Source organism: Mucilaginibacter sp., assembly GCF_036383575.1.
Taxonomy (GTDB): Bacteria; Bacteroidota; Bacteroidia; order Sphingobacteriales; family Sphingobacteriaceae; genus Mucilaginibacter.
This window is the reverse complement of the sequence record NZ_DASVOB010000679.1, coordinates 1-25,893: the sequence shown is the minus strand read 5'-3', so window position 1 is coordinate 25,893 and position 25,893 is coordinate 1. Positions and strand designations below refer to the sequence as shown.

25 protein-coding genes and 1 tRNA gene are annotated in these 25,893 nt (G+C 42.4%); 4 read left to right on the top strand and 22 right to left on the bottom strand.

The annotated features are described in order from the left end of the window. Positions 1–1,733 (bottom strand): ABC transporter permease (locus VF500_RS23825; protein WP_330862067.1); only part of this gene is annotated, 1,733 nt, incomplete at its 3' end. Positions 1,734–1,945: 212 nt separating this feature from the next. Between VF500_RS23825 and VF500_RS23820 the strand changes: the two genes are divergently transcribed. From VF500_RS23820 to obgE, 4 genes are all read left to right on the top strand, one after another. After that, positions 1,946–2,407: a peroxiredoxin gene (locus VF500_RS23820; protein WP_330862066.1), complete on the top strand. Its 462-nt coding sequence runs from the start codon at positions 1,946–1,948 to the stop codon at positions 2,405–2,407. 60 nt (positions 2,408–2,467) lie between these two features. After that, positions 2,468–2,541 (top strand) — tRNA-Arg (locus tag VF500_RS23815). Between the two features lie 98 nt (positions 2,542–2,639). After that, entirely contained in the window at positions 2,640–3,218 is a 579-nt protein-coding gene (locus tag VF500_RS23810; protein WP_330862065.1) for an adenylate kinase, read from the top strand. A 110-nt stretch (positions 3,219–3,328) separates the two neighbouring features. Then, entirely contained in the window at positions 3,329–4,336 is a 1,008-nt protein-coding gene (gene obgE / locus VF500_RS23805; protein WP_330862064.1) for a GTPase ObgE, read from the top strand. A gap of 291 nt (positions 4,337–4,627) precedes the next feature. Here obgE and VF500_RS23800 read toward each other — a convergent pair whose 3' ends face one another. The 21 genes from VF500_RS23800 to VF500_RS23700 all read right to left on the bottom strand — a co-directional run. Further along, on the bottom strand, positions 4,628–6,199 hold the full coding sequence (locus VF500_RS23800) for a hypothetical protein (RefSeq protein WP_330862063.1): 1,572 nt from the start codon (positions 6,197–6,199) through the stop codon (positions 4,628–4,630). Positions 6,200–6,231: 32 nt separating this feature from the next. Further along, on the bottom strand, positions 6,232–6,783 hold the full coding sequence (locus tag VF500_RS23795) for a putative colanic acid biosynthesis acetyltransferase (RefSeq protein WP_330862062.1): 552 nt from the start codon (positions 6,781–6,783) through the stop codon (positions 6,232–6,234). Then, a complete protein-coding gene (gene xrtY / locus VF500_RS23790; RefSeq protein ID WP_330862061.1) occupies positions 6,770–7,336 on the bottom strand; it encodes an exosortase Y in 567 nt (188 codons plus the stop codon). Before xrtY ends, VF500_RS23795 begins: the two co-directional genes overlap by 14 nt. After that, positions 7,336–8,196: a glycosyltransferase family 2 protein gene (locus VF500_RS23785; RefSeq protein ID WP_330862060.1), complete on the bottom strand. Its 861-nt coding sequence runs from the start codon at positions 8,194–8,196 to the stop codon at positions 7,336–7,338. The genes xrtY and VF500_RS23785 overlap by 1 nt, the downstream gene beginning before the upstream one ends. Then, the gene (locus tag VF500_RS23780; protein WP_330862059.1) at positions 8,193–8,816 is read right to left on the bottom strand and encodes a class I SAM-dependent methyltransferase; all 624 of its coding nucleotides are present in this window, start codon (positions 8,814–8,816) and stop codon (positions 8,193–8,195) included. The genes VF500_RS23785 and VF500_RS23780 overlap by 4 nt, the downstream gene beginning before the upstream one ends. An 83-nt stretch (positions 8,817–8,899) precedes the next feature. Then, positions 8,900–10,312 (bottom strand): exosortase Y-associated Wzy-like protein, encoded by a 1,413-nt coding sequence (locus VF500_RS23775; RefSeq protein ID WP_330862058.1) that lies wholly within the window; start codon positions 10,310–10,312, stop codon positions 8,900–8,902. Beyond that, a complete protein-coding gene (locus VF500_RS23770; protein ID WP_330862057.1) occupies positions 10,288–11,463 on the bottom strand; it encodes a glycosyltransferase family 4 protein in 1,176 nt (391 codons plus the stop codon). Before VF500_RS23770 ends, VF500_RS23775 begins: the two co-directional genes overlap by 25 nt. Beyond that, complete coding sequence (locus VF500_RS23765; protein WP_330862056.1) at positions 11,464–12,354, bottom strand: FkbM family methyltransferase; 891 nt, start codon at positions 12,352–12,354, stop codon at positions 11,464–11,466. After that, the gene (locus VF500_RS23760) at positions 12,341–13,624 is read right to left on the bottom strand and encodes a glycosyltransferase (RefSeq protein WP_330862055.1); all 1,284 of its coding nucleotides are present in this window, start codon (positions 13,622–13,624) and stop codon (positions 12,341–12,343) included. Before VF500_RS23760 ends, VF500_RS23765 begins: the two co-directional genes overlap by 14 nt. Before the next feature lie 3 nt (positions 13,625–13,627). After that, a complete protein-coding gene (locus tag VF500_RS23755) occupies positions 13,628–14,848 on the bottom strand; it encodes a hypothetical protein (RefSeq protein ID WP_330862053.1) in 1,221 nt (406 codons plus the stop codon). Next, complete coding sequence (locus VF500_RS23750; protein WP_330862052.1) at positions 14,845–15,873, bottom strand: glycosyltransferase family 4 protein; 1,029 nt, start codon at positions 15,871–15,873, stop codon at positions 14,845–14,847. Before VF500_RS23750 ends, VF500_RS23755 begins: the two co-directional genes overlap by 4 nt. A gap of 42 nt (positions 15,874–15,915) precedes the next feature. Beyond that, positions 15,916–17,076, bottom strand: coding sequence for a glycosyltransferase (locus VF500_RS23745; RefSeq protein ID WP_330862051.1), 1,161 nt, complete (start codon positions 17,074–17,076; stop codon positions 15,916–15,918). Positions 17,077–17,083: 7 nt separating this feature from the next. Beyond that, on the bottom strand, positions 17,084–18,040 hold the full coding sequence (locus tag VF500_RS23740; protein ID WP_330862050.1) for a glycosyltransferase family 2 protein: 957 nt from the start codon (positions 18,038–18,040) through the stop codon (positions 17,084–17,086). Further along, positions 18,019–18,834, bottom strand: coding sequence for a hypothetical protein (locus VF500_RS23735; RefSeq protein WP_330862049.1), 816 nt, complete (start codon positions 18,832–18,834; stop codon positions 18,019–18,021). Before VF500_RS23735 ends, VF500_RS23740 begins: the two co-directional genes overlap by 22 nt. 120 nt (positions 18,835–18,954) lie before the next feature. After that, a complete protein-coding gene (locus VF500_RS23730; protein ID WP_330862048.1) occupies positions 18,955–19,872 on the bottom strand; it encodes a hypothetical protein in 918 nt (305 codons plus the stop codon). Positions 19,873–19,876: 4 nt separating this feature from the next. Beyond that, the gene (locus VF500_RS23725) at positions 19,877–20,797 is read right to left on the bottom strand and encodes a glycosyltransferase (RefSeq protein ID WP_330862047.1); all 921 of its coding nucleotides are present in this window, start codon (positions 20,795–20,797) and stop codon (positions 19,877–19,879) included. Further along, complete coding sequence (locus VF500_RS23720; protein ID WP_330862046.1) at positions 20,797–22,008, bottom strand: glycosyltransferase family 4 protein; 1,212 nt, start codon at positions 22,006–22,008, stop codon at positions 20,797–20,799. The genes VF500_RS23725 and VF500_RS23720 overlap by 1 nt, the downstream gene beginning before the upstream one ends. Then, positions 22,005–22,871, bottom strand: a complete 867-nt coding sequence (locus VF500_RS23715) for a glycosyltransferase family 2 protein (protein ID WP_330862044.1) — start codon at positions 22,869–22,871, stop codon at positions 22,005–22,007. The genes VF500_RS23720 and VF500_RS23715 overlap by 4 nt, the downstream gene beginning before the upstream one ends. Further along, positions 22,868–23,977 (bottom strand): hypothetical protein, encoded by a 1,110-nt coding sequence (locus VF500_RS23710; RefSeq protein ID WP_330862043.1) that lies wholly within the window; start codon positions 23,975–23,977, stop codon positions 22,868–22,870. Before VF500_RS23710 ends, VF500_RS23715 begins: the two co-directional genes overlap by 4 nt. Continuing rightward, complete coding sequence (locus tag VF500_RS23705) at positions 23,977–25,365, bottom strand: MBOAT family O-acyltransferase (RefSeq protein WP_330862042.1); 1,389 nt, start codon at positions 25,363–25,365, stop codon at positions 23,977–23,979. Before VF500_RS23705 ends, VF500_RS23710 begins: the two co-directional genes overlap by 1 nt. Before the next feature lie 55 nt (positions 25,366–25,420). Beyond that, positions 25,421–25,893 (bottom strand): glycosyltransferase family 9 protein (locus VF500_RS23700; RefSeq protein ID WP_330862041.1); only part of this gene is annotated, 473 nt, incomplete at its 5' end.

The window sequence follows — 25,893 nt, the reverse complement described above, 5'->3', positions numbered from 1 at the left end:
CCGATGGCGTCATTGCCATAGCCGAACACGTTTGCCGCAGTTTCGTTGATGACCATAGCTGTCGAATCCGTTTTAAACTCTCCGGAAAACTCGCGACCTGCCTTCATCTGCATGCCCATCGTATTGATGTAATCCTCATCTATTTTCCAGAACTGGGTCGACTGTCCTTCTTTTTCGCCTGGCGATACATAGCTTAATACTTTGTTATTGGCAGTAGGCAAAAAACTGGTAAGTGTTGCGTTAACAACGCCGGGCAGCCGTTTGATCTCCTGTTTCAACAGTTCGGGGTGTTCAAGCGTATTAACGTTGTTGAGGATAAGTACCTGGTTTCGGTTAAAGCCGAGATCTTTATTTTGAATATAGTTGAGCTGGTTATAGATCACCAAAGTACCTATTACCAAAAATATAGAAATGGAAAACTGGAAAACCACCAGCGTGCTCCGGAAAGCACCGCCTTTAAAGCCAGTGGAGATCTTCCCCTTTAAAACATTAATGGGCTGAAATGCCGAAAGAAAAAATGCAGGGTACGAGCCGGCCAAGACTCCAACTATAACAACAATGCTTAGCAAAGTAGGCAATAGCCAGGTTCCAGTTTGCGCATTTATGGCTAATTGTTTGTTTGATAAATGATTGAATAAAGGCAGCAAAGCCCAGGCGGTAAATACTGCTATAACGGCAGCAACAAAAGTTACGATTAATGACTCGGCAAGAAACTGGAAAATAAGATGCTTGCGCGATGAGCCTAATACTTTACGCACACCAACCTCACGCGCCCGGTTGGCCGAGCGGGCGGTAGACAGGTTCATGAAGTTGATACAGGCCAACAGCAAAATAAAAATCGCCACTGCCGAAAAAATATAAACGTATTGACTGTTGCCATTAGCGCCCAACTCCATTACCCGGTTTGATTTAAGGTGAATGTCTGTAATTGGCATCAGGCTAAGTTTGAAGTAGTTGCCGCCGGATTTGAACTTGCTGTAATTAATAGTGCTTGAACCTTTAAGTCCGTCTTGCATTTCGGCATTGAGTTTTGTTTCAAGGCGGTTGATGTTTGCGTTAGTTTTAAGCAGCACATAGGTGGCAAAGGGAGTTAACTGGTTCCATGGGGCGTCATTATTGATTGGATGGTCTCTTGCCAGTAAGAAGTTAGCCCTGAAATGTGATTGCGTGGGAATGTCTTTCATTACTCCGGTTATTTTAAACGATGTGCCGCTGGTTACTAAAAACAAAGTTTGCCCTACAGCATTAGTACGGTTGAAATATTTTTTAGCCATCGATTCCGCAATCACCGCCGTGTTGGGTTCTTTTAAAGCCGTTTTCGCATCGCCCGAAAGAAGGGGCAAGGTGAATACATCAAAAATATTGGGTTCGCTGTAAAAAGTGGCGCCATCTTCACGCACTATTTCGTCGCCTTTTTTAAAGCGGATGTTTAAGGCTGGTGATATGCGTATGGCTGTTTCAACTTCCGGGTATTCTGTTTTTAAAACATTCGCAACTGGGATGGCCGCTGTGGCATATTCCGTAAGTGTACCGCTATATTTCAGAGCGGTATTTACACGATAGATACGATCATGCCTGGTATTATACCTGTCATAGCTCAGCTCATCAACCACATAAAAGGCAATGAGCAGGCAAATAGCCAGGCCTAACGCCAGCCCTAATATATTGATAAAGGTGAAGCCCTTGTTTTTTAGCAGGCTGCGTAACGCGGTTTTAAAATAGTTCCTGATCATAGCATAAAAGGTTTATGCTATAAAGTTATAACTAAATTTTTAGTTATTCAGAAATATCAACTATTTTTTTAGTTTTAGGCATGCCAATGTTACGATTAAGTTGTAATGAACTTTAAGCGCCGGACTCTTAAACATCTTAATGTTAAAAATGCACAGGAACGTATTTAACTCATTTTATTTTCATTCATTTGCCTGAAACAATAACAAATACTATGTCATTACAGATTGGCCAGCCGGCCCCTCAGTTTATTTTAATTTCATCGGGATTAAAAAGCGTTTCATTGGCCGATTTTAAAGGCCGCAAGGTGGTTGTCCACTTTTTTCCTTTAGCATTTACAGGTGTTTGTACCACGCAGCTTTGCACCATGCGCGATAGCTTTGGCTACTACGACGGTTTAAATGCAACCATATTGGGCATTTCTGTTGATTCGCCGTTTACCCTGGCTAAGTTTAAAGAAGAGAATAATTACCAGTTCGATCTGCTGTCTGATTTTAACAAAGATGTATCAACTGCTTATGGTGCTATTTATGATCAATTTGTGATGGGCCTTAAAGGTGTATCAAAGCGTGCCGCCTTTGTAATTGACGAAGAGCAGAATATCATTTATGCCGAAGTGCTTGAGGATGCAGGGCAGCTGCCTGATTTTGAGGCTATAGCCAAAATTGTAAAATAATTTTGAATAAAAATTTGCAACGAAAGTTTTAAAACCTATCTTTGCATTCCATTTCGGAAAGCACTCGTAGCTCAATTGGATAGAGCGTCTGACTACGGATCAGAAGGTTAGGGGTTCGACTCCCTTCGAGTGCACAACAAAGCATTGCGGCCCTGGATTTTTCCACCGCAGGTGCAAATTAACTGTAAGCCTTTCTGTTGTATTACCGAAAGGCTTTTAATTTATCAAGAGCATGCTAAATCTGGTTTTGTTTGGCCCTCCCGGAGCCGGGAAAGGTACTCAGTCGAAAAAACTTATTGAAAAATACGATTTGATCCATCTTTCAACTGGGGATTTGCTACGCGGCGAAATTGCACAGGGTACAGAATTGGGTTTGGAAGCCAAAAAACTAATGGACGATGGAAAGCTTGTTCCGGATGCTGTTGTTATTGGTATGATCAGCAATAAGCTTGATGCTAATAAAGATGCCAAAGGCTTCATTTTTGACGGTTTTCCACGTACTGTTGCACAGGCTGAAGCTTTGGATCAGTTATTGAAATCAAAAGAATCCGCAATATCTGGTATGACAGCGCTTGAGGTTAATGATGATGAATTGGAGCGTCGCCTGTTGGAGCGTGGTAAAGAGTCTGGTCGCCCGGATGATGCTAACCCAGACGTGATCCGTAAACGCATTAAAGAATACAATGATAAAACTGCTCCCGTAGCCGGTTTTTATCAAACTCAGAATAAGTTTCAAAACGTTAACGGTGTAGGCTCGGTAGAAGAGATCTTCGGTGCTATAGTTAATGTAATAGAAGAGTATAAAAAATAGTCTTAAAGTCTTAAGACCGAAGGTCAGTAAAGTCCGCAAGTTAGGAGCGTTGAATTTCTTAACTTTGCGGACTTTATTAATTTTCGGTTTTTTAGTTCAAATAAAAAATTATGTCGCAGGGTTCCAATTTTGTTGATTATGTAAAGATCTGTTGCCGCTCGGGCCACGGAGGTGCGGGTTCTGCCCATTTGCACCGTGATATATTAACTTCAAAAGGTGGTCCCGATGGTGGCGACGGCGGCCGAGGGGGCCACGTTATTGTAAAAGGTAACGCTCAGCTGTGGACCATGCTGCACCTCAAATACCGTAAACACGTAATTGCCGGCGACGGTGATTCGGGCGGCAGTTCATTGCGTTCGGGCAAAACCGGTCGCGACGAAATATTGGAAGTGCCCCTGGGCACAACCGTTAGAAGTGCCGAAACAGGTGAAGTACTTTTTGAGATAACTAAAGACGGCGAAACAAAGATACTAACCCCTGGAGGCCGCGGTGGTTTGGGTAACTGGCATTTTAAAACATCAACCCAACAAACTCCACGCTTTGCCCAACCCGGCGAAGATGGCCGGGAAGACTGGAATATCCTCGAGCTTAAAGTACTGGCCGATGTTGGTTTGGTGGGTTTCCCTAACGCAGGTAAATCAACTTTGCTTTCGGTAGTATCGGCTGCCAAGCCTGAAATTGCCGATTACGCGTTTACTACACTGGTACCTAACTTAGGCATCGTATCATACCGCGGCGGGCGTTCATTTGTAATGGCGGATATCCCGGGCATTATTGAAGGGGCATCGCAAGGAAAAGGTTTGGGGTTTAGGTTCCTGAGGCATATCGAGCGTAACTCGGTATTGCTGTTTATGGTGCCTGCCGATACATCGCGCAGTATAAAAGAAGAATACAGCATCCTGCTGCATGAGCTGGAAGAATATAACCCCGAACTGATGCACAAGCCCCGTGTGCTGGCTATCACCAAAACCGATATGCTTGACGATGAGCTACAGGCCGAAATGAAAAAGGAGATCCCTGATGGAATCCCCTCTATATTTATATCATCAGTAGCCCAGAAAAATATTGATCAGCTAAAGGATCTGCTTTGGAAAGAGATCAACGCGAGTGTGATTTAATAAAATAAGATTTTTAAGTCCTTGCGCGTTGTTGGTGTTGTCACCAACAACTACTTTACACCCTGCTTTTGAATAAGGCTTTCCGGGTATTACAATAACATTTGAGTGCAAAAGCCTTGGTGGTGACAACACCAACAATGGCGAAGGAAAAAAAGAATCGTCATTGCGAGGTACGAAGCAATCCCTCGATAAGCAGAGCCGCTCTGTATAGTTTGGGATTGCTTCGTACCTCGCAATGAAGTTTTTTTATTATAGATTTCAATATTGACAACAATATCGAAGAGCAACATCTTACTTCGCTTCCCACAAAATATAACCGTTGCTCAACATCGTCATCTTAAACCCTTTATAACCCGGAAAGCATTTGCGCATAATTGTTGATTTGGGCCCGATATAATCGGAAGGCAAAACGATATACAGCGGACCGGCATGGCCTTTGTATACGTATTCATCAAAATCAATGGCTACATCGGGGCCGATGGCTTCAACTGCTATGGTACGATTATGTTCAATCTCTAAGCTCAGATCGGGACTGGTAAATACAAAAATAGCATTGGTGTTTTGCCTGTCGAGGTTACGGATGTAGTTTAATGATGGCTGGTCGATAAATAACTGCGCTATCCCCGAATAGCCGTGCGCGCTGGTAGTTTTATTTTGAAAATAGCTTGGTACAAAATATTTGTAACTTGAATAAGCTATCACAAAGCAAACAAAATAAAACAGGTATTTATAACCGGTTTGCAGCCCGCTTATCAAATAAATGATACCTGGGGCAACGATGAGCCCGATGAGCCTTAAATGCCTTGCTTCATATGAGATATTAGCCTGCCTCAAAAATGATTGCCCGAAAAACAACACCATTACCACATAAAAAACCACCAGTAGCAGCACGTAATTTTTGTAGGGAACCTTTTTTACGATAAACCAGATGAGTAAAATGCTTAACGCTGAGCAAATCAGCACAATTATTATCCCCCAAAAGTAGGTAAACATGGGAGGGTCGTCATGAAATAACAGGCCACTGGTTAAATCATCTATCGAAAAAGCGGTCAATATTGGCGATGCCAGCGGAAAGCCAAAAGTTTCCCATGCCAGCTTTATACTGCCATGTACTGTTGATGGGTTACCTCCTTTAGAAAGATAAAAATGACTGATTGTAAGCAATGAAAGTACTGCCGGAATACCTATCCACAAGCCATTTTTTATCCAGCCAGCGATATCTTTGGTGCCTAATGAAAGCCTGAACCACAAGAAGCAACACCCTGCAGCAAGCATCCACAAAAAAGATGATTTACAGATAAAACCAATGATACCGGCAGCAAAAATAAATACTGCCAGTTTCCAACTGATTTTTTCGAATGCTATACAGCCGTATAAAAACCAGCCGGTGTAGCCAAAAAGTAGTACCTCGCCGCCATTGTAAAATACATAAGGCGTAAAAAACGATAGCTGAATTACAATAAACAGTACGCTTAAAGCCGAGATCATTGGCGTAAACCCAGCCTTTTTAAAGAAAAAATAGAAGCCGTAAATCCCGAATAAAGAAAATAGCAGCGTGACTATAGAAGAGGCCTGACCGGTGTTAACGCCCAAAATAAGCTTAAAAAAATAAGGTACCAGGTATTGCCCCGGCGACCACCACGCCAAAAATTCAGACGTGTTTTTGCTGATATCATTCTGATCGGGTTTTATGCTGATGTTAAACGCTGAGCCAAGTTCCATTGAGCGCATTACCTGGAAGCCTTTGCTTGGGTCGGGGTAAATGGCCGCAGGGGCTATGATCAGCATAATACCCATAATGAAAACAATCCCGCTCATAACCAATAGAATGATCTGGTGGGGTTGTAGTTTTTGTTTCAGCATAGCGTTATTTTAAGGAGATGATTGTATAAGTTTTAATTGATTTCCCGTTCCCTGATCTTTACTGCAGGATTACCCTGGTAAACACTGTAAGCCTCCATGTTTTTTGTGGCGATAGAACCGCTGGCCAGCACCGCGTGAGATGCCGCTGTTATACCCGGGGTTACCATAGCCCCGGCGCAGATCCACACGCCATCTTCCAAAATTATGCCTTTGGTTATCAAATCAAAGGATGTTTTTTTGTAATTGTGGCTTCCGGTTAACAGTGTAGCCCCCTGTGAAAGGCACACATGAGCCCCGATATTGATGAGCACCAAACTATCTATCCATACATTTTCACCTATCCAGCTTTCATCGCCTATATGCAGTTTCCAGGGATACTTGATATTAACGCAGGGTTTGATCGTTACGTTTTTGCCGATCCTTGCGCCAAACAGTTTCAGGAAAAAAACCTTGAAAGCACTTGAGGGTATAATGCTTGTTTTAAAGAATACGGCATTGAAATAATACCATAAAATACGTTTTAAAGCATTGCCGCCGGGGTGATAAGGATGATTATTATAGCTGGAAAGATCAGTTCTTGACATCAGTGCCGGTAAGCTTATCATTACGTTTAATCCAAATATACACGCTAAGCGCTATAATAATGTAAAGAAGTATATTAAAAATGGTATGATGATCAACTATCCGGTTTGCCTTTTTCGACCAGAAGATAGCCAGCAAAACAAAACGGATCACGTTTAAAAATTCGATAGCAAAGATGCCTGAAAACAGGAACACTAATTTTGAGCGAAGCGGAGATGGATAAGCCAGCACAAAGGCCGAAAAGAAGCTGATCAATCCCAGGCCCAGGCAGCTGTAAACTATGGCCAGTGTTCCTTTTCCTGCAACTAATAATTCATAGTTGTTATCAATAGCGGCATAGCCAAACCACTTCAATATAGTTACGCTGCAATCCAGTAAAACCTGCCTCAAAGCTGCAATATAGTTCAGATGTTCGGCTAAGAAGGCATTATAATTTCCGCCGGGATTGGTGATACCGAAAAAGAAAATGTTAAAGCTGTAAAATATGGCAAATAACAATATAAACAACAGCATGAACCGTATTGCCGGATTATTTAAAAAAGCAGGCTGTTTCATTATTTTTTGCTCTCCTTTCGTAATTCGTAAATTTTAGCATCAATCAAAAACCTGAACCAAAAGCCCTGTAAAAAGTGGAATACCAGCCCGGTTTTTCCATCTAAAAAGCCAAGCTTTATAAAGTATCTTATGAAAAAATAAATTACGGGCCGTACAAACAGAGGGAACGCTTCGTACCGCTTTTTCATATACCGGCGGCGTTCCATCGGGTTACCAAATAACCGTGGATGTACCAGTTTGCCCTCGTTGTCAATAATCGGCACGTTTTGTTGTTCAACAAGGTATTGGGCTTCCAGCGTTGCCCAATGGTTATGCCGGGCAATGAAACTGGTGAGTGAATCGGTTATCACATCAATAATATCGGCTTTAAGCACCTGCGTTTTGCCGGTAACCTTAAAATGCTGGTCGTACAGTTTTTCCTCGCAGCGTCCGAAGCCCCGCCTGAACAGGTTGGCGTGATAGGTAGGATAGTGACCGCCATATTTGATCCATTTACCCATAAACATAGTACGCCTGCTGATCAGGAAGCCATTAGTTTCGACGTTTACAGGCTTGTTGAAAACATCATTAAGCTGAACCGCAAGTTCGGGTGTTACCCGGTGATCGGCATCAAGGTTAAGGATCCAGGTGCCTGTTAACGGCAGGTTGTCCAGCGCCCAATTGCGCTGTGCTGCATAGTTTTCAAACGGATGGTTGAAAATATTTTGAGTATACCTTTGGCAAATAGCCAAAGTGTTATCGGTTGAGCCCGAATCAACAATATAGATATTAGCACGGAGGGCCACCGCGCTTTGCAGGCAGTCGCCGATATTCTTTTCTTCGTTAAAAGTTAAAATGATAATATCCAGGCTTTCGCTCACTTGAGTTTGGCTTTAATGATCATGGTCATCCAAAAATAAGGGAACCTGCCGCAACCCCTGAATGCTGTTACCTCAAAGCCATGTTCGTTCAGGATCTGTGTCAACGTTTTAACCGACCAAAATTTGATATGGCCTCCTTGCCACAACGGGCTGATATGGTTATCCCATTTATTTAAGATACTTAAAAACAGATTTTTTAAATAACCGTGATAGGGGGTTGATAGGATAAGCTCTCCTTTTGATTCGCTTAAAACATCGCGGCAAAGGCGTATAAAAGCATAGGGATCATACAAATGCTCAATAACCTCGGTTGATATAATGGTGTTAAACTGCGTATCTTTCAATGGCTCCGGTAAGCCCTCAACCGAAAGATCATGTACGAAAAATCTGCCTGGGTTTATTTTATCAGCAATGGCAATACCGGGTTTGGATGCATCAATACCATACGCATTAAAACCCCTGGCCAATAAATAGTTTACAAGGTGACCATTGCCGCAACCGAGGTCAAGAATACTGCTGTTCGTATCTTTATTTAATAACGACATAAGCGGTTTCTCAAGTTCCTTAAATACATGGCAGGGACTTGCATCGGGATAATCGTAATCTTTATAGGCGCTCATGCGGTTGTTATTTGCAGGTACATATTTATATATTTTTTCTTTAGTGCGCCCCTTTTTTAATCATAGAGACCAGTTGTCAGGGTTCAAACCTGTTTTAAAATTTTGGAGCTTATCAACACCTTATGAATAAGCAGCATACTGATATAGCTCCAGAAAATGGTGTTGAACAAAAACTCAAAGCTGATACCACGCCACATGATCTGGAACAGTCCTGAAAATATGAGCGCCGTACCTAATATATATCCCCCAAAAAGTTTTTCGGCTTTAACGGCTATCAGCTGAGCGAGAGCACCATAGGCAAAAAGGAAGATAAAGATCCCCCAATCGCCACCCGATAGGTAAGCATCAACAATATAAGCGGGTTTGGCCGATACGGTAGAGTTGCGGTTAACCACCCCGGCATCATAAACGCGCTGCATGATCAGGTCTTCGGTAATTGGCTTTGATGGCCATAATATCCTCGGCACCAAAGCTACGGCCGACTGCGTAACGAGATCCGTACCATAAAAACCGACATTTTTAGGGGTCGACTGTACAAACCTTGTAAACATATCAATTTCGCTTAAGCGATATACTAAGAAATCCCAGTTGGTTTCTTCAACATCACTGTTATCGCCATTCAGCGCGGCATCAAGTGCCAGTTGCGAGGCTTCGTCGCTATTAGTATCACCATTCCAGGCGTTGGCCCTGAAAATATGGTTGTACGTTGGTAATACAGTAAATAATAAAAAAATGATAGGAATAAAGGTGATAGCTACCAGTTTTTTATACGTTGGATACAGGAAAATGCCCAAAACCAGTACGCTAATAATTATAGGTTCTTTAAATCCTGATGTAAGCGCCTGGTAAAAGTTAAAGGCATATAGTAAAAGACAGATGAGTGTATTGGCTGATTTTTTTAACGGTATGGCAAAAGCCAGCGCCAGGGTTCCGGCAATAAAGCTTAACGCGCTGAACTGATAATAAAATTGCGAAAGACCAGGAATAGCAATAAATAGCAGCGATAGCGGGAAACTGATAATAGCCAGCATCATGAGCAGGTTTGCCAGTTTTTCGGTTTCGATATGGTATTTTTTAGTTACAGGATAGTTCATGAAGATAAGCACACCCATTACAAAAGAAGCGTGCCCAAGGCAGTAATAACGCTGGCATTGGGCAATTAAGCCTAAAGTGTCCTTATCATTTAGCGTATGGATAAATACGTGCTTGAAATTTTCATAACCAAGGGTATTCATGAAAAAGAAGATGGATGTACAGCACATGTACCCCGCAAAAATTATCTGGATGATAAATAAAGGCCTCATCAACTGTTCGGCGATGGGCCGGTCGTTTGGGATTGGGCGTACCCAGCCGGTAAGCGTGATCAGGAATATAAAAAATGAGCCGCCCCATGCAATAAAATAGGAGAGCACGCTATCGCTTTTACAGGCGAGCGCCAGCAGCCATGGTATAAATAGTACTATATACCGCTCTATCGATTTGCTTTGCTGTTGCATTTATCAACTAATTGTTCAATCGCCTCCACCTGTTTGTTAAAGCTCCACTCCGCAATTATTTGTTTAGAATGTTGCCCCATTGTAAATAAAGCGGTTTTATTGTGCAGAAGCAATGTTTTTAATTTGATTTTAAGATCGGCAGCATCACCGGCATTAAAGATCAAGCCGTTTTCAGTGGCTTTTACCAGGTCGGTACCGGCACCAACTTTGTTTGATATCAGTATGGCTTTGCCGCAGGCCATCGCTTCGTTTATGGCCAGTCCCCAGGTTTCGCCGGGGCCTTTTGATGGGAGGCAAAAAATATCGCAGGCCTGGTATACCACAGGCATGTAAAGTTGATTTTGAAAATCAATAAAATGGATGTTCTTATGCTGATTAGCTTTATTTTTCAGTTCTATCTCTAAAATGCCGTTTCCTGCAAACAGCAGATGAGTACCAGGCTCTTTTATATTGATAAAAGCCTCAATCAGCAGCAATGGATTTTTTTTATTCTCAAACTTGCCCGCAAACAGCAGCAGTTTTTCATCCTGAGCTATACCTAACTGATTGCGCAGGGCAAGTGCTTCATCGGCCCTGTCGGCAGCAAACCGGTCGTTATCTACGGCATGCGGTGCAAAAAATAATTGCGTTTCTTTTAATCCGCATTTTTTAAAATAGGCCTTATTGTTTGAACCTGTATATAGCGCATAATCAACATGGCGGTAAACCCGTTTTAAGAACAGGCTTCGCAATAAAGATTTGATCCCTCCGGTGTCATCAAGCAAAGTTGAATCGCCCCGGAAAATAACAGGAACCCTGCCTTTAAAATATTTAAGGGCTTTGCGATGGCTTTTGTAGAACCAGCCATACACCAATACGGCATCAGGTTTCCAGGTATTTATCTGGTTAATAAGATCAGGGTTATCTATTCCTTTTGAATGGTGCGAACCCGGATCGGCCGAAATATTTCTCAACCACTCGTAAGGATAGCCCTCAAGCAGCGGAATGTCCCAACTGATGTTTTTGCCAAAACCGGGATCAAACTTTTGAGCGCCGCCCTCACCCCAGGTGTAAAATACCCTGATATTTATTTTTTGCCGTTCATGCAACAGCTTAAATACCGGGGCGTAATACTGTATGGGGTGGGTGATAACTATGGCTAATTTTTTCATTCAGATGGTTTCGCCCATGATATTAATACCTGCAGCACTTTGCAGACGGGAATTTATAAAGTCAATATCGCGGCAGTAAATGGTATTGTATTTGCCAAAAGTATTCAATGGGATTAAAGTACGTTTAAACGGATCATAATCAACAGCTTTAAACCCTTTTGACAGCAGGAGGTTGTGAATATCTTGATCGCTGAAACCGTACCTGCCTCCGCTACCATTAAGCTCGATGATAATGCCTTTCAATATAGGCGAATCAAGAGTGACTGTCATCCCTTTAAGCACTTCGGTCTCAAAGCCTTCCACATCAATCTTAATAAGTGAGGGTTGGTGTGTGTTTAATAGCGAATCAATAGCGATTAGGGGTACAGTAACAGTGTTTTTGCCTGTTTCATCCCGGGCAATAACATGGTTCCCGGTATCTTCATCTGCCGAAAATCTGATCTCGCTGGTTGCTGCACCGGCGCCTGCATTAATAAGCTTTACTTTATCCTGTAAATTATTAAGCCCGATATTGCTGCTTAAAATATCAAAAGTTGCTTTAACAGGCTCAAGTGTAACGCTGTTCGCTTTTGCAATGCCCGAAGCCAGTAAGGTGTACGAACCTACGTTTGCACCGATATCAAAAAAGGCATCGCCCGACCTTAAAAAATGAAGTAAAAAGGCCATGTCATTAAATTCATGCAAACCGGTGTATATATTACCGGTAATGCCGCTTAAGCCTTTTGCAGCATAAAATTTAACATCGCCAACAAAAGGTTTTATAATGAATTTTGATTTTGAAAGCCGCGACTGGGCCTGCCACCACGCAAACCGCCATAGCGCTTTTGCCGGATGCTTTTTTCCTAAAGGGTGCTTTAAAATAAAGCCAACAGTTCGTTTAATGGCGTTCATCAATAGTTTTATCAAATAAGCGGCACTGTGCCAGTGTCATTTCATATGCCGAATATTTTTTAACGGCATCAGTATTATATTCAACAGGTTTTAAATCCCCCAGCACTAATTGCTCAAAAAATGCAGACAGGCTTTCAGGGGGAATATTATCATAATTATAAACATGCTCCACCCCGTATTGCTGCATGATAGGTATAGCAGAACTTGCGGCATTAAATATGGCTAAAACCGGTTTCCGGGTAAGCAGGTAGGGGAATATTTTTGATGCTGTATATTTAGGATCATCCGATCCCGGGATAAAAAGCGCATCTGCTTGCTGCAATGTGAGCAATGTTTGATAGTAGCTGATGCGGTCGGTAATTTCTACCACATGTTCTTCAATTCCATATTGCTTTGCAAGAGGTAATATAGTGGCTATCCCCTGCCCGGCGGGTGCATAACTGGTACCTATAAAATACAGTTTTATTTTGTTGAATAGTTCTTTATTGATATTCAGCCCGGCTTGCAATGCTTCAAAAACCGGGCTAATGGCTTTGTGCATATCATTACCCCCGCGACCGATATATACCACATTAACAGAACCGTTATTGAGCAGGCCGGCAAAAAGCTTTTGGTTGTCTTTTGCTATTTGAAGATCCGGTTCAAAAGCCCCGAATGTTATGGTAGCCGTCGGGATATGTTGAATTACAGGATAACGTGATTTAAGCTCGTCGATATAAGCGGAAGATACGCTGATGAGCCCATCCGCATTTTTTATGGCGATGGGTTCCAGGTATTTGTTTAAGCGATAGGCAAACCAATATTTAGGGGGCTGTTCGCTTTTAGGTTTGTTGATATAATAGTCGGAATGCCAGGGGTCCTGCATGTCAATAACGTAAGGAATGCCGAAGCGCTTTTTCCAGTATGCGCCTAAGATACAAACCGGGAACTGTGTGGTTGAGAAATAGATCAGGTCAAATTTCTGATCCTTCAGCAAACGGTTAACCGTTTTGCGGTAATACCATAGCGAGCGGATGGCGATACTACCCAAACCGATTTTTGAAGTGAGCGTTTTGCTCAATGCTTTTACTTTGTGAACTTTAAGATCCGGGGATACGCTTTGAAGCAATAGTTCGTCCTTTGCCAGATCTGCATATTGCTCATCAATGGTAACTACTTCGGCATCCCAGCCACAAGCGGCAAAACAGGGGAGGCTCATCCTCACGCGCTGCATATCCGCCGCGTTTACCGGTGGGAAGTATGGCGAAATGATGAGCAGCTTTTTATTCAATAACTATAGGTTTTCAACAAGGTTTAAAAACTTGTGGGTTTCGGTTTCCCAGTTTAATTCCGTTTGGCCTAACTGATAATTTTGCAATCGGGTCTGATACAACGCATCCGGGTTTTGGAGGTAAAAGCTGATACAATCAGTCAGTGATTGCAGGTTGTTTTTCTGATACAGTTTTCCCGTACCAGGATATTGTTCCATAAACAGCGTTTGTGCCTGCGTATCGCTTGCTATCATAGCCAAACCGCATTGAATATAAGTAAAGATCTTATTGGTAAGGCAGATATCCCTGTTTAAAGGTACGCCTGTTTCAGTAGCCATACCGATATCAAACTGGCTTGCGAAATTGAAGATCTCATCGGCACTAATGGGTTCATGAAACCAAAGCTGATCCGGGTTCAAATTAAGTGCAGCAGCAAGGTTTAATAGTGCCGCTTTGTGACCTTCATTGCAACTGCCTAACAAGTGTAGCTGTATTATATTGCCTTTAACAGCGGCCATTGCTTTAATAACATCCTCTAAGCCCCGTTCGGGCCCAATGGTTTGCGAAAACCAAAACAGTTTTAAAGGTTCATTGGCTTTATAATTTGGGCCGATGTTAAGCGCTGCTTTAGGAAACACATTGTTTACCACAATAGGCTTCAAATAGTCATAGTCGCGCTGATAATATTCGGCAATGAGCGGACTGGCCGCTGTAAAGTAATTAACCTGGCCAAAATATTTTTCTTCAATGTATTTATTGAGCCGGTAACTTTCATCATGCGTTGATGTGAACTGACCCGAATGCATATCCTCCGCATCATAACCAACTTTAGCACCGGTATATTGTGCTGACAGCACAGCGGCGGGCAGCGCGCCGAGATTGTGGGCTATATAAAGATCCGTTTTAATTTTTTTGGCGATAGCTAATGCCTCGGTATGGGTGCGGCTGATGGCGCTTTCGGGTATGCCGAAATGCCGGGTATATTTAAACAATAGTGAACTTAACTTTTGGCGGATGCGGGTTTTAATGTAGATAGCTTTTTGTTCAACGGGGTCGCCACCGCAATAAATGTACATGCCAGGATACCTCTGGGTTAAAGCCTCGTCGGTTTTTTGCGCCCATTGCTGGTAAAAACAGCAGATCACTATTACCTTGCAACCAAGCTTATGTAAAGTTTCGGCTTCTTTAACCAGGCGAGGGTTAGTAGTAGGCTGGCCGGTAGTTATAAAAGTAACGTTCTTCAATTTTTGCCTGTTGCCAGTTGATATAATTCTTCGTATTGTTTGGCCAGGACCGTGGCGCTGAATTTTTGTTCGGCAACCTGTCGGCAAGTTAACCTGTTGATACTGCCGATATTGTTAATGGCCTTTATCATATCAGCTTCCGTATCACAGACAAAGCCATTTGATCCATTGGTTACTACTTCAGGAATTGCGCCGCGATTAAACCCGATTACAGGGGTGCCACATGCAAGCGCCTCGGCCATTACAATGCCGAAAGGTTCATCCCAGGTTACCGGCATCAGGAAAGCTTTTGAATTGCGGAGCAATTGATTTTTCTGGCTGTTGTTAACCGGGCCTATGTATTTGATCTGTACACCATCAATATGTGGTTTTACCTGCTCATTAAAATATTGCTGATGTATCGGCTCATCAGGAACATTACCTGCTATCACCAGCTTTTGATTCGTTTTTTTTGCTGTATGTATGGCAATAGCAGTACCTTTTTCTTGTTGGATGCGGCCTAAAAAGGTAAGCGGTGCATCGGCGGCAAAATCGGCATTGAACTGATAGTCGTTAATATCAACTCCATTATAAATGGTGGTAACATCTGCAAAAGCACTGATCTGCCCGGCAATATAATTACTGCAGGCCGTGAACCTCAGCGAGTTTTTATGGGCTATGCTTACTGCTTTTTTTACCTGCGATATAGTAGGCGGCAACTGGTAGGATACGATCTTGGGAACTTTGCTTAACATGAGCAAGGCAATATTGCTCATGCGACCAAACGTATGTATGAGATCAAAATGCTGAAAAGCAATTTTTGAAGTAAGCCGGTTGATCTTCACCAAATCCTTTACCCCGTAATGCGCCGATTCGCGGTAGCTGATGAGTTTACAGCCTGGCTGTGAATGTTCGTGGGCGTATAGGGTAACATCATGCCCGTTTTTTTTTAGCTCCTGGATCAGCATAAAAACAATCCGTTCAATGCCGCCGTATTGCTCAGGAGGTACTGGGATCAGCGGGTTTACTATAAGGGCTATTTTCAAGGTTTAGGTCTGGTTTATTAAATACTATGCTATTGGCGACATTTATCTGCCAAAAATAGCTTTCTTTATTTTTTTTAATGATGACGGGATAGCGTGGTCGCTCAATGCTCTTTGTTGCCCGTTTGCCCTGAGCTTGTCCCTTTTTTCTTTGTTGTGGAGCAGTTCGGTAGCTTTTTGAACAAGTTCATCAACTGTTCTGTAAACATTAATTTCGTTATCGGTGTCATAAAGGCTGTCAATGCCCTTACAATACTCGGTAAGGTAACAGGCACCAAGCATGGGGGCTTCTATATCCCGCAGCCGTGAATAGGTAAGCGGCTTATGGTGCGTACGTTTAAAAGTTGGGACCCGGTTAATGCCTAAAGTAACCATGCTGTATTGCGTAATGCTGATGTATTCATCAAAATCAGGGCTCGGGAATATATGATCTTTGCTAATCGGGATGAAGGGAAGCTTATTTAATTGCTGAGCCCCTTTAATTGCCAGTCCTGAAAGCCCCTGCTGTTTTACAAAGTTAACCTGGTTAATAAGCTTCTGATAAACAGAACCTGCAACAAATGCCGGAGCATCGCCCTGTGTAAGCCATCCGGCACCGCGAACACTTAACGGGAGGCCTTTTTGAATGGCCTGGCCTAAAAGGTTTTCCCGCAGCAGGTCTTTTGACCCAATAAATGACACGCCTGGCTTTTCTTGAAATATAGTGGTCCGCCTCAATTCGGGTTCAACCCACATGGGCATAGGTAAATTGATATGCTTTACTCCCGCTTTCCTATACATCTCCAAAGCCTCAAATTCGGGTACCCAGATCAAATCAAAGATCCTGAACTTTGCCGGTATCGTTTTAAATTCCCTGATGTTATCACAATAAAAATTAACACAGGGTATCCCCATTTTTTGGATCTGTTCTATTGCATCGGTATGGATTTGTTTTGGATACAAGTAGGCTAAAAAAATATCTATGTTATGCCGGTTGGCTTTGATATAATTGATGGTGGCCTGCCAGCTTCGTTCCTGCCAGTTTTGTAAAGCAGCCGAGCCTTCGTCGTATACCAATCCTTCGGCCCAGTCAACGCCCGGTATTTCCAAATAACTCATACCTGCCTCTTCGATACCGTTTTTAATATAATGTTGCCAAAAGCGGTATGAGGGCACGGGGTGGGGGCTGTTTACTTGATCCTGTAAAAATGAAAGCAGTATGCGCATGGATGTATTACCGGTCAAAGAAGGCTTTAAGTTTTTGCGTCAATTTCCAACCGATAAGCTGGTTCAGCATTTTGGTGTAACCACCCGCCGGGAATTTAGCTTTTGAGCCGCCTAACTCCTTAACGCGTTGCTGTGCCTTGCTGATGATATCGGTATGATGGGGGTAATAGGCGTAAACAAAGTTTTGCAGGCAATCGGCAACAGCAGCCTTTACCCTTGGGCTATTTTCATATTGCAACATGTAGCTTGTACCCTCATAAAGAGAGATAAAAGCTGATTCGACGCCGGGCCTGGAAGTTAATGCCGATAGGGAATTGCTGATGCCGCTCCGGTAGTACAAAACTGCATTGGGGGCAAAGCGGATTTCATTTGCATGCAACAGCACCCGTGTAATAAATTCAAAATCGTTCACAAGGCTGAGGCGCTCATCCCATAACCCGGATTTTTCAAGTATCGCCCTCGGGATAAGCCAAATGGCACACTGCATCATGGCTTGTTTACCGTTATCCATGGATGATACCAGCCAGTCGATGGGTTTGCAATCCTGCCTGATAAGATCTTCATTCTGTTTAAATGTACTGATATCATCATTATAAAAGCGGCCCCAGGCGGCTGAGGCTATCACATCATCCCTATCGTCAATACGCTTTGCCTGTTCGGCAATATAACCAGGGGAGATCATATCGTCGGCATCCATAAATTTGATCAGGCTGCCTTTTGAAAGCGCAAAAGCTTTGTTTGCTGCGGCACATTGCCCACTATTTTTCTGCTGATAAATGCTGATGCGCGGATCGGTAAATTGCTTGAGTACGGCAGCCGTATCATCGGTCGAGCCATCGTTAACAATGATGAGTTCCCAGTTGGCGTATGTTTGATCAAGTATCGAACCCACGGCTTCGGCAATGTACTTGCCCGCGTTATAAGCAGGCATGCAAACAGAAACTAAAGGGCCGCTTTTTTCCATTCAGTAGTAAAATAAGGCAGCTTAGCCTTGAAAATATAATGACGAACGATATCAGATGAGCTTATTTCCTCTCCTTTATCTGCATAAAGTATCCGGTACGCAGGCTTTAAAGGTTTCCCCCCTAACCAGGATATGATTATCGCGTTCAATGTTTGCTCAAACATAGGAGGGTGAACATCCGGCGAATTTTGCATAAGGTACGCACAGGCCCGTTCAACAAAATGCCAGTCTATTTTTGACGAATTATAGGCGAGAATACCACTGTTTATTTTTTCACAGATCGGGATATTCAATTCTTTGCTGATAACATCCTCGGGTAAAACATAATAAGACGCGGGGATGGTATCCTGCATGAAGTAATTTTCATCATTGCTATAAGCTCTGATCAGCTCTTCAGGTTTGTTGAAAAATAGCATATCGCTATCCAGTTGTATGATGTAGCGATCGTTGATACGCATATCTACCAGTTTTCTGAAAAAGGCGTTCCTTTCTCTTAGTGCCCTTAATAGCGGAAATTCCTCTTCGGGCAACACTTCCTCTATCTGTTTTTGCAGGTCGCCGGTATTAATTATGATAACATTGGGGAGCGCTTTAGTAATGAGATCCGTGTGGATAGGGTTTAAAGTGCCATCGGAATAGATATTTATGCGAACGCGACCATTTAAGATTTTGGCCAAAGAATAGGCGCAAAAAATAGTCTGGTGCCAATATCTTGCCCCCGTAAGATAGCTAACCTCCAGCAAATGGCTTGCAGATAAAGTAACCGGCGGCAGGGACATAGCTGCTTTTTTCATTTGCCGTTCCCCTTTGTAAAGCATGTACCAGCCTTTTAAACCAAAATGACTGATATTATACCTGATTTTAAACGTTGGTTTAAAAACTAATTTATAAATTATGCTACCTAAGGTCACGGGCTATAAAAAGTGTTTCCAGGCTTGTTTAAAGTAATTTTCTTTTGAGAGGTCGACATAATGATGAAGAGTGCCTGTTTTACTTTTGATCTGATCTGCCCCGGGATTAACAATATAATCTTCGGCTTTCAAAACAAGGGCATCGGTATTCCCGATCAGCATGGCCGAAAGCGCCTGCTCTAAATAGTAAGAGGTACCTTCCTGCTCTTCCAGTGTTTTAACCCATTTTTCCAGTTTATCCCAGTCGATAGCTTCGCTTTTTAAACCGATAGCACCCACGTTAAGCAGTGGTTTTACCGCCGAACCAGCCAATTGTTCCATCAAGTGTTGCGAATAGCCATAAGCCTCTGTACAATCAACCATGTGCAGGGGCCGCTGCGAATCGTTAAGCCAGGTAATTATTTCAGTTGGCTCGTGCCAGAAAAGCATGTCCGAATCCAGTACCAGTTTCCAGGCATCGCCGGGAATGGTGTGCACATCGGTTAATTTTTTTATGTGAGGATAAACTGCTCTTTTTTTATGCAGATGTGGATAACGGGTTTCGGGCAATACATTTTGTAGGTTTTTATTGATCTGCTCCGCTGTAATTACCTGTGCACCGGGCAACTGTTTGGCTACCCTTTCAATCAGCGTGGTAGTAAAGCTGCCGTCATCAACCAATATGAATTTAAACTGAACAGCGGATGTTTTAATTAATGACTGAATGCAATAAAGCGTTTGGTACAGGTAGTTTTTGCCTGTTAAAAAGTAAACCGGTAACCCATCTGCGTGTGAAATTACCGGGGGCAGCTCAACCGAACGCTTTTCCATCTCCCTGCGCCCATGCATCATGCTGCGGTAATTGAAATAACCACCAAAACGCCTGAACTTTTGCAATTGTGAGCGTGGGTTACGATATAGAAAATTGATGAGCGATTGCATTTTCTTATTTATTAGGCAGTGATGCCAGGCCGTCAAATGTGCCGCAGGCGCCCCGCCATTTGATATGATTAGGCTTGTTTTTCCAGGCCTTATAGGTAAACCAGGCTTTAGCTTTTCTTAATAAAGCTCCGGATTGGGTTATCTGTTGCCATGGGTTTATATCATGGCTTTGCAGTAATTGTACCCATGATTTATTTGTACTATTAAGCAATCGGGCAAGATAATCTGCCTGCATGCGTTGAGGTGGAATAATATGCTGTAACGTAAGTTCAGGAAAATAGCCAACCTGCCAGCCGCTTTTAAGGATCCCGATCACCATGTCGTTATCGCCGCCCGAGCTTAGGGAGTTACCTGTCCGGTCGCTGATATTGCTTTTGCCCGATGTTATTTTTTCAATGTAGGATGTGAGGGCTTCGCGCCGTATAGCCATCCCTGCACCGATGGGGGCACAGGCAGGGTATTCATTATTCCATGTTGCCAGTAAGGGGGCATCGCCCAGATCGCGCAGGGCCAGGCTGCCATAAAATCCGCTAAGCCATATGGGCGGAGTACCTTCAAACAGCGGGATCGATTTGCCGCCTATAGCTCCTATTGGGGAGTTTTGGCTAAAGATATTCAAAGCTTTTTCCAGATAACCGGTGTCAAGAACGTTATCGTCATCAACCAGCACAATGATATTGCCTGTTGATTCATTAAAACCTTTAAGCCTGGCATAGGTTAATCCCTGCTTTGTTTCATGTACAATTTGGGCGGCAGGATGCCAGCTTAAGTTAAGTTGCTGCCAAAAGTTGTTGGATGAATTATTGTCGATGATAATTAACTCCCACTGATCAACCGGCAACGATTGTCCTTTTAAACCCGAAAGCGTTTGTTTCAGCCTTGTGGTATCCGGATTATAAGTAGGAATAATTACCGAAAGCTGCATCAGTTAAAATCAGTAATGATCTTGTTGTAATACGCCAATGAGTTATCAGCTAACTGACCACCGGTAAATTTATCTTCAACCGTTTTGCGGGCATTGAGGCCCATTTGTTCTCTTAAGTCTCCGTTATTAACCAGTTGAATGATCTTATCTGCGAGGCTTTGCGCGTCGCCGGGTTCGGCAAAGAGGCCGTTGTATTTATCAGTGATAATTTCCGATACACCGCCAACATTGCAGCCAATAACCGGTTTGCCATAGCTCATGGCCTCAATAAATATCAAGCCGAATGATTCATAGCGTGACGGAGCAACAAAAATATCACATGTTTGGTAGGCTTGTGACAAGGTTTTATGATCAACTTTTCCGCTAAAAATAACTTTTTGCAAAACGTTATCGGAGTTATTGGCCTTGAACGTGTTCTGATAATCGTTACCGTGATCATTACCAATCAGTTCAAATAAAATACCTGGATTTTGCTGTAATACAAGCGGGATTGCTGCAAGCAAAACATCGGTGCCTTTACGGTATTCCAACCGACCGGTGTATAATATTTTGATGACCGGACCTGCAGTTGGATGCTCTGTGATAACAGGCAAGTTAATACCATGCGGAATAATTTCAAACCTTTTAGGTGCGATATCATAAAGGCGTTCCAGCTCCAGTGCATGGCTGTGCGCATGGGTAATGACGTACTTATTCCTTTTAATAAAGGATATCTCCATTTTGGCTATCACATCCATTACCCTCGATTTAAAAGGATAATGTTCGTTCATGATCTGCGAAAAGGTAGTGCTTACCCTTACAGCCATAGGGGCTTTAATTTTTTTGTAAAGCGAAAAATAGCACAGCGAAAAGTAGCTGGTTGTTTCAATCACTTCAACGCCGTATTGCTGTATGATTTTGTTTAAAACCTGCGATGTAACTCGCATGGATCTGATCTTCAATGCAAAATCAATGATAGCCCATTTGCTTTTAAAAAGCTTATTGATAAGAGCGGGCACTTTAACTTTGTGGATGAGTACGGTAATATTTTCGGCCAGCTTGTATTTGTTAAAGGTATCAGGCTCATCTTTATAGCGCGGCCGGATATGCAATACAATAACTTTATTGCCTTTAGCTGCTAAGCTTTGGGCCAGCAGCAGGTAATGGTTGGCTATGCCACTGTCAATAGTATGCTCATCGGGGAAATAAGGTGTTACCAGCGCTATGGTCATGATTTGGAAGCCAGGCTCCAGTATATCATCCTTAAAAAGGTTTTAAACCTAAATGCAATACCAAGCCCATTTGAGCCGGTTATATAATATAAAATATTGAGCCAGGCAAAGGTCATGCTTTGTTTTTCTTTCACCAGCCATAGGCAGCAGTATATGGATTGCTGCAGGCAGGTTGCCTTGTCCTCAATTTTATTTAATACCTTATTTATGGATAGGAATTTATAATGATAGCTGTAAAAACGATAATCGTAGATTGATGAACTTAAACCGGCTTCGCCAAAGCGCGCAATATCCAGATCAATATATTGGGTTTTAAATGCCGGGTTACAAAATACTTTCAGCGTTAAATGATAGTCGGCGGCTACCCTGAACTTCAGACTGTATTTGCCTGCATAGATAAACACTTTACGGTTGTAAAAAATACCCTGGTGATGGATGCCCCGTGACAATACTTTATTAACAGTATCATCTGCATATTTGATGTTTGACACGGTGCCTGTTACATTGCCGTATACAAGATCTGCAGGTTCATTTTGAATGGCCTGATAGACCTGATCTAAAACTGTTGGACTGCTGAAAGTATCATCGCCTCCCATAAAATAAAGCCATTGGCCGGTTGCCATATCAATGCCTTTGTTCATGGCGTCATAAATGCCCCAATCGGGCTCGGAGATAAATTGGATATTAGTGCTAACGGCCTTTTTAAAATTACTGATGACATACTGCGTATCATCCTTTGAGCCTCCATCAACCAAAACCAGCTCGTAGTTTTTAAAAACCTGGCTGGTTATGCTATCCAACGCCTGCTGTAAGGTGCCCTCACAATTATATAGCGGCATAATGATGGAAAAAAATGGCTTCAATTAAGGTTTGATGTTAATACCTTGTTAGTTTCGCTTACCCAAATGTCCAGCCCAAGCGGGTTCCAGTGCGAATCGCTCCGGTAGAAAAGATTGCGCTTATCAGACTTGAAGATATTATATAGTGGTATTACAGGGAGATCAGTTTTTTGCTCAACCCGCTCCAGCAGGTGATTATAAGGCATCCTTTTAACATCATAAACAGAAGCCGGGTTAGGGATCACAGAAAGAAACACTTTTTTAAAGCCGATGGCGAGGTAATAATTGCGTGCGATATCCAGGTTGTTGACGATAGAATCTAAAGCAGGATTGGTTTTAGGCCTGAAGGCCGATTGTAAACTGGCAGTATCGACAGTAATATTGAAAAGTAGTCTTTTTTTATCAGTGCTCACGGCCACCTCTTTGGCTACGCGGTTAAAAAGGTTATAGTTGAGTGATGCTTTGACCTCTTTGAAAGAGGTTGCCAGTTTATTATCGAAAAGAATAAGTTCAAGGTTACGGCTTAGATCCTTATTAAAGATGATATTGCCCACCCGCTCAAAAATTGATGCCGCCGGTGGTTGGTTACCCACCCGTGGGGTATTACTGAAATTTATACCGTTCTTGATCTCATTGGTTGTCCAGCGAATTTCATCTGTTTTGCTGATATCATAGCTGTTTAAGTTGCGTTCGGCAAACTCCATGATGAGGTAATTTTGTTTGGTGCTATCCAGTTTAATTGGACCGAAGGAGAAGCGGCGATCGAGGAAAATTACATTATCAAATCCATCAAAAGCGCCGTAAAGTACTTTGTCGGCTAAAAAGCTATCGCCTATAATATATAATACCCTATTGCTGCTTTGCCTGCCGGGTTTGGGGGGGTAGTGTTTAAAAAGCTCGAGCTCAAGTTTGTATTGAGGCAAATTAGACATACCGTAAAGATCGCCATAGCGCCACTTGTCTGAATAGGAAAAAAAGGCTTTGTACCAGTTGGTTTCCTTGGGAGTTTGGGAATAAATGTGACTGAAATATTTGTCAAAATATAATTTATTGATAAATGGCCGGTTCATGGCACTAACCAGTAACACAACACTAATGATCAATATAAACAGACCTGTTATCTTACGCATTAAAACTGGAAATAAATAAATTGAGCTTCGTTAAAGATCCCTAAAAAGTAACAGGCAAGAATCAATCCGCCTATAATGAATACCTTTTTTGTATTTGAATAATCTTTCGCTTTTCGCAAATAGCGTTCACCTAAAAGCAGGGCAATAATGATAAAAGCGCAATACCAAAGCTCGCGGACAGACATCAGGTTACTTGCCGAATAGGTAAAACCCTTACCGGTAAATATTTTATTTAAGATGTAAAAAGCATCGGTTACTGTAGCTGCCCTGAAAAATACCCAGGCGAGGCAAACCAGGTTAAAAGTGATGAGCCATTTAAAAAAAACAAAGCCTTTAATACGGATATTGAACTTATTGAGTAACTGATAAGCAACAAGCAACAGGCCGTGAATCAGCCCCCATACAAGATATTTCCAGTTGGCGCCGTGCCAAAGGCCGCTGATCATAAATACAATGAGCAGGTTAATACAGGTTACCGAAAAATTAACCCGGCTGCCCCCCAGCGGAATGTACAGGTAGTCACGAAACCAGGTGGAAAGGGAGATGTGCCATCGTTTCCAAAAATCAGAAACATTTGAAGCAAGGTAAGGGAAATTGAAATTCTGCATTAACTCGATACCCAAAACCAGCGCTGTGCCAATGGCGATGTCTGAATATCCGCTAAAATCGCAATAGATCTGGAATGCAAAAAAATAGGTGGCGATCAAAAGCTCAAGTGCCGAATGACCATGCGGGTTGGTAAAAACCGGATCCACGTATAGGCCCAGCCTGTCGGCAATTACCACTTTTTTAAAAAGGCCCATTGCCATAAAAAATAAGCCAGTCGTTAAGTTCTTGTTCCGGAAATTGTTAACCCGGTGCAGCTGGGGTAAAATATGCTGGGGCCGTTCAATTGGCCCTGCCACCATTTGAGGATAAAACATTACATACAAGGCATAGAGGCCAAAGTGCCGCTCGGCAGGCTGGTTGCCCCGGTACACCTCAATGGTATAACTCATAGCCTGAAATGTATGGAATGATAAGCCGATAGGCAATATAAAATTGAGCAGCGGCAATTGCGGACCATGAAACACACCGGAAAACAGGTTCAGGTTCTCTGCCAAAAAGTTGAAGTATTTGTAAAACGCCAATACGCCAATGTTGGTAACCAGGCTCAAAATGAGGTAAAAACTGCGGGTTTTGCCTTTGGCTTTTTCTATAAGGATGCCGGCGCAATAATCAACAATAATGGTAAAAAGGATAATGAGAATGTATACAGGCTTAAAGTACATGTAAAAATAGCTGCTTGCTGCTAAGAGCCATAGCCACCTTAGTTTATGCGGTAACAAGTAATAGGTAATAGTTATTACCAAAAAGAATACGAGGAACAGCAGAGAGTTAAAAAGCATTTAAAGAAAGTAAATATGTAATTGAGCGTACGATCATGTTTAATAAAAAACTGGACTAATTCACATTATTAAGAATTGACAGTGCTTCTTTAGCAATGATCATTGGATCGACATTATTGATATTTAAGCTGGAACTGTGTTTATATAAGTTGTTCAATGCTGCATAATTACCTTTATTATTGAAGTCGTCAATGGGATAAAATGCGTGTATATGGTTTGCTATGTTTGACGGATAAGGGATGAAGCGCCCGAAATGGTTACCATTTGAAATACAAATTGCTACGGTTTGTGTACTTGCAGCTATATGAATAGCACTGGTATCATTAGAGATCAGCAAATCAGCATTGTTAATCAATTCAACTAATTCTACAAGATTGGTTTTACCTGTTTTATCTTCAATTATTGCTTCGCTTTTTGAATTTGATATTATTTCACTGGCCAGATATGAATCAGCAGGTGAGCCCGCAATTGTAACCGTAATTTTAGTTTTTGCATTCAGTACTATGAGATCAATTGCAGTAGCAAACA

What these genes read in the sequence shown, in the direction of transcription:
- VF500_RS23820 (WP_330862066.1), top strand. Translation starts at nt 1,946, where the DNA reads ATGTCATTACAGATTGGCCAGCCGGCCCCTCAGTTTATTTTAATTTCA.
- VF500_RS23810 (WP_330862065.1), top strand. Translation starts at nt 2,640, where the DNA reads ATGCTAAATCTGGTTTTGTTTGGCCCTCCCGGAGCCGGGAAAGGTACT.
- obgE (WP_330862064.1), top strand. Translation starts at nt 3,329, where the DNA reads ATGTCGCAGGGTTCCAATTTTGTTGATTATGTAAAGATCTGTTGCCGC.
- VF500_RS23800 (WP_330862063.1), bottom strand. Translation starts at nt 6,199, where the DNA reads ATGCTGAAACAAAAACTACAACCCCACCAGATCATTCTATTGGTTATG.
- VF500_RS23795 (WP_330862062.1), bottom strand. Translation starts at nt 6,783, where the DNA reads ATGTCAAGAACTGATCTTTCCAGCTATAATAATCATCCTTATCACCCC.
- xrtY (WP_330862061.1), bottom strand. Translation starts at nt 7,336, where the DNA reads ATGAAACAGCCTGCTTTTTTAAATAATCCGGCAATACGGTTCATGCTG.
- VF500_RS23780 (WP_330862059.1), bottom strand. Translation starts at nt 8,816, where the DNA reads ATGAGCGCCTATAAAGATTACGATTATCCCGATGCAAGTCCCTGCCAT.
- VF500_RS23775 (WP_330862058.1), bottom strand. Translation starts at nt 10,312, where the DNA reads ATGCAACAGCAAAGCAAATCGATAGAGCGGTATATAGTACTATTTATA.
- VF500_RS23770 (WP_330862057.1), bottom strand. Translation starts at nt 11,463, where the DNA reads ATGAAAAAATTAGCCATAGTTATCACCCACCCCATACAGTATTACGCC.
- VF500_RS23765 (WP_330862056.1), bottom strand. Translation starts at nt 12,354, where the DNA reads ATGAACGCCATTAAACGAACTGTTGGCTTTATTTTAAAGCACCCTTTA.
- VF500_RS23745 (WP_330862051.1), bottom strand. Translation starts at nt 17,076, where the DNA reads ATGCGCATACTGCTTTCATTTTTACAGGATCAAGTAAACAGCCCCCAC.
- VF500_RS23740 (WP_330862050.1), bottom strand. Translation starts at nt 18,040, where the DNA reads ATGGAAAAAAGCGGCCCTTTAGTTTCTGTTTGCATGCCTGCTTATAAC.
- VF500_RS23735 (WP_330862049.1), bottom strand. Translation starts at nt 18,834, where the DNA reads ATGAAAAAAGCAGCTATGTCCCTGCCGCCGGTTACTTTATCTGCAAGC.
- VF500_RS23730 (WP_330862048.1), bottom strand. Translation starts at nt 19,872, where the DNA reads ATGCAATCGCTCATCAATTTTCTATATCGTAACCCACGCTCACAATTG.
- VF500_RS23725 (WP_330862047.1), bottom strand. Translation starts at nt 20,797, where the DNA reads ATGCAGCTTTCGGTAATTATTCCTACTTATAATCCGGATACCACAAGG.
- VF500_RS23720 (WP_330862046.1), bottom strand. Translation starts at nt 22,008, where the DNA reads ATGACCATAGCGCTGGTAACACCTTATTTCCCCGATGAGCATACTATT.
- VF500_RS23710 (WP_330862043.1), bottom strand. Translation starts at nt 23,977, where the DNA reads ATGCGTAAGATAACAGGTCTGTTTATATTGATCATTAGTGTTGTGTTA.
- VF500_RS23705 (WP_330862042.1), bottom strand. Translation starts at nt 25,365, where the DNA reads ATGCTTTTTAACTCTCTGCTGTTCCTCGTATTCTTTTTGGTAATAACT.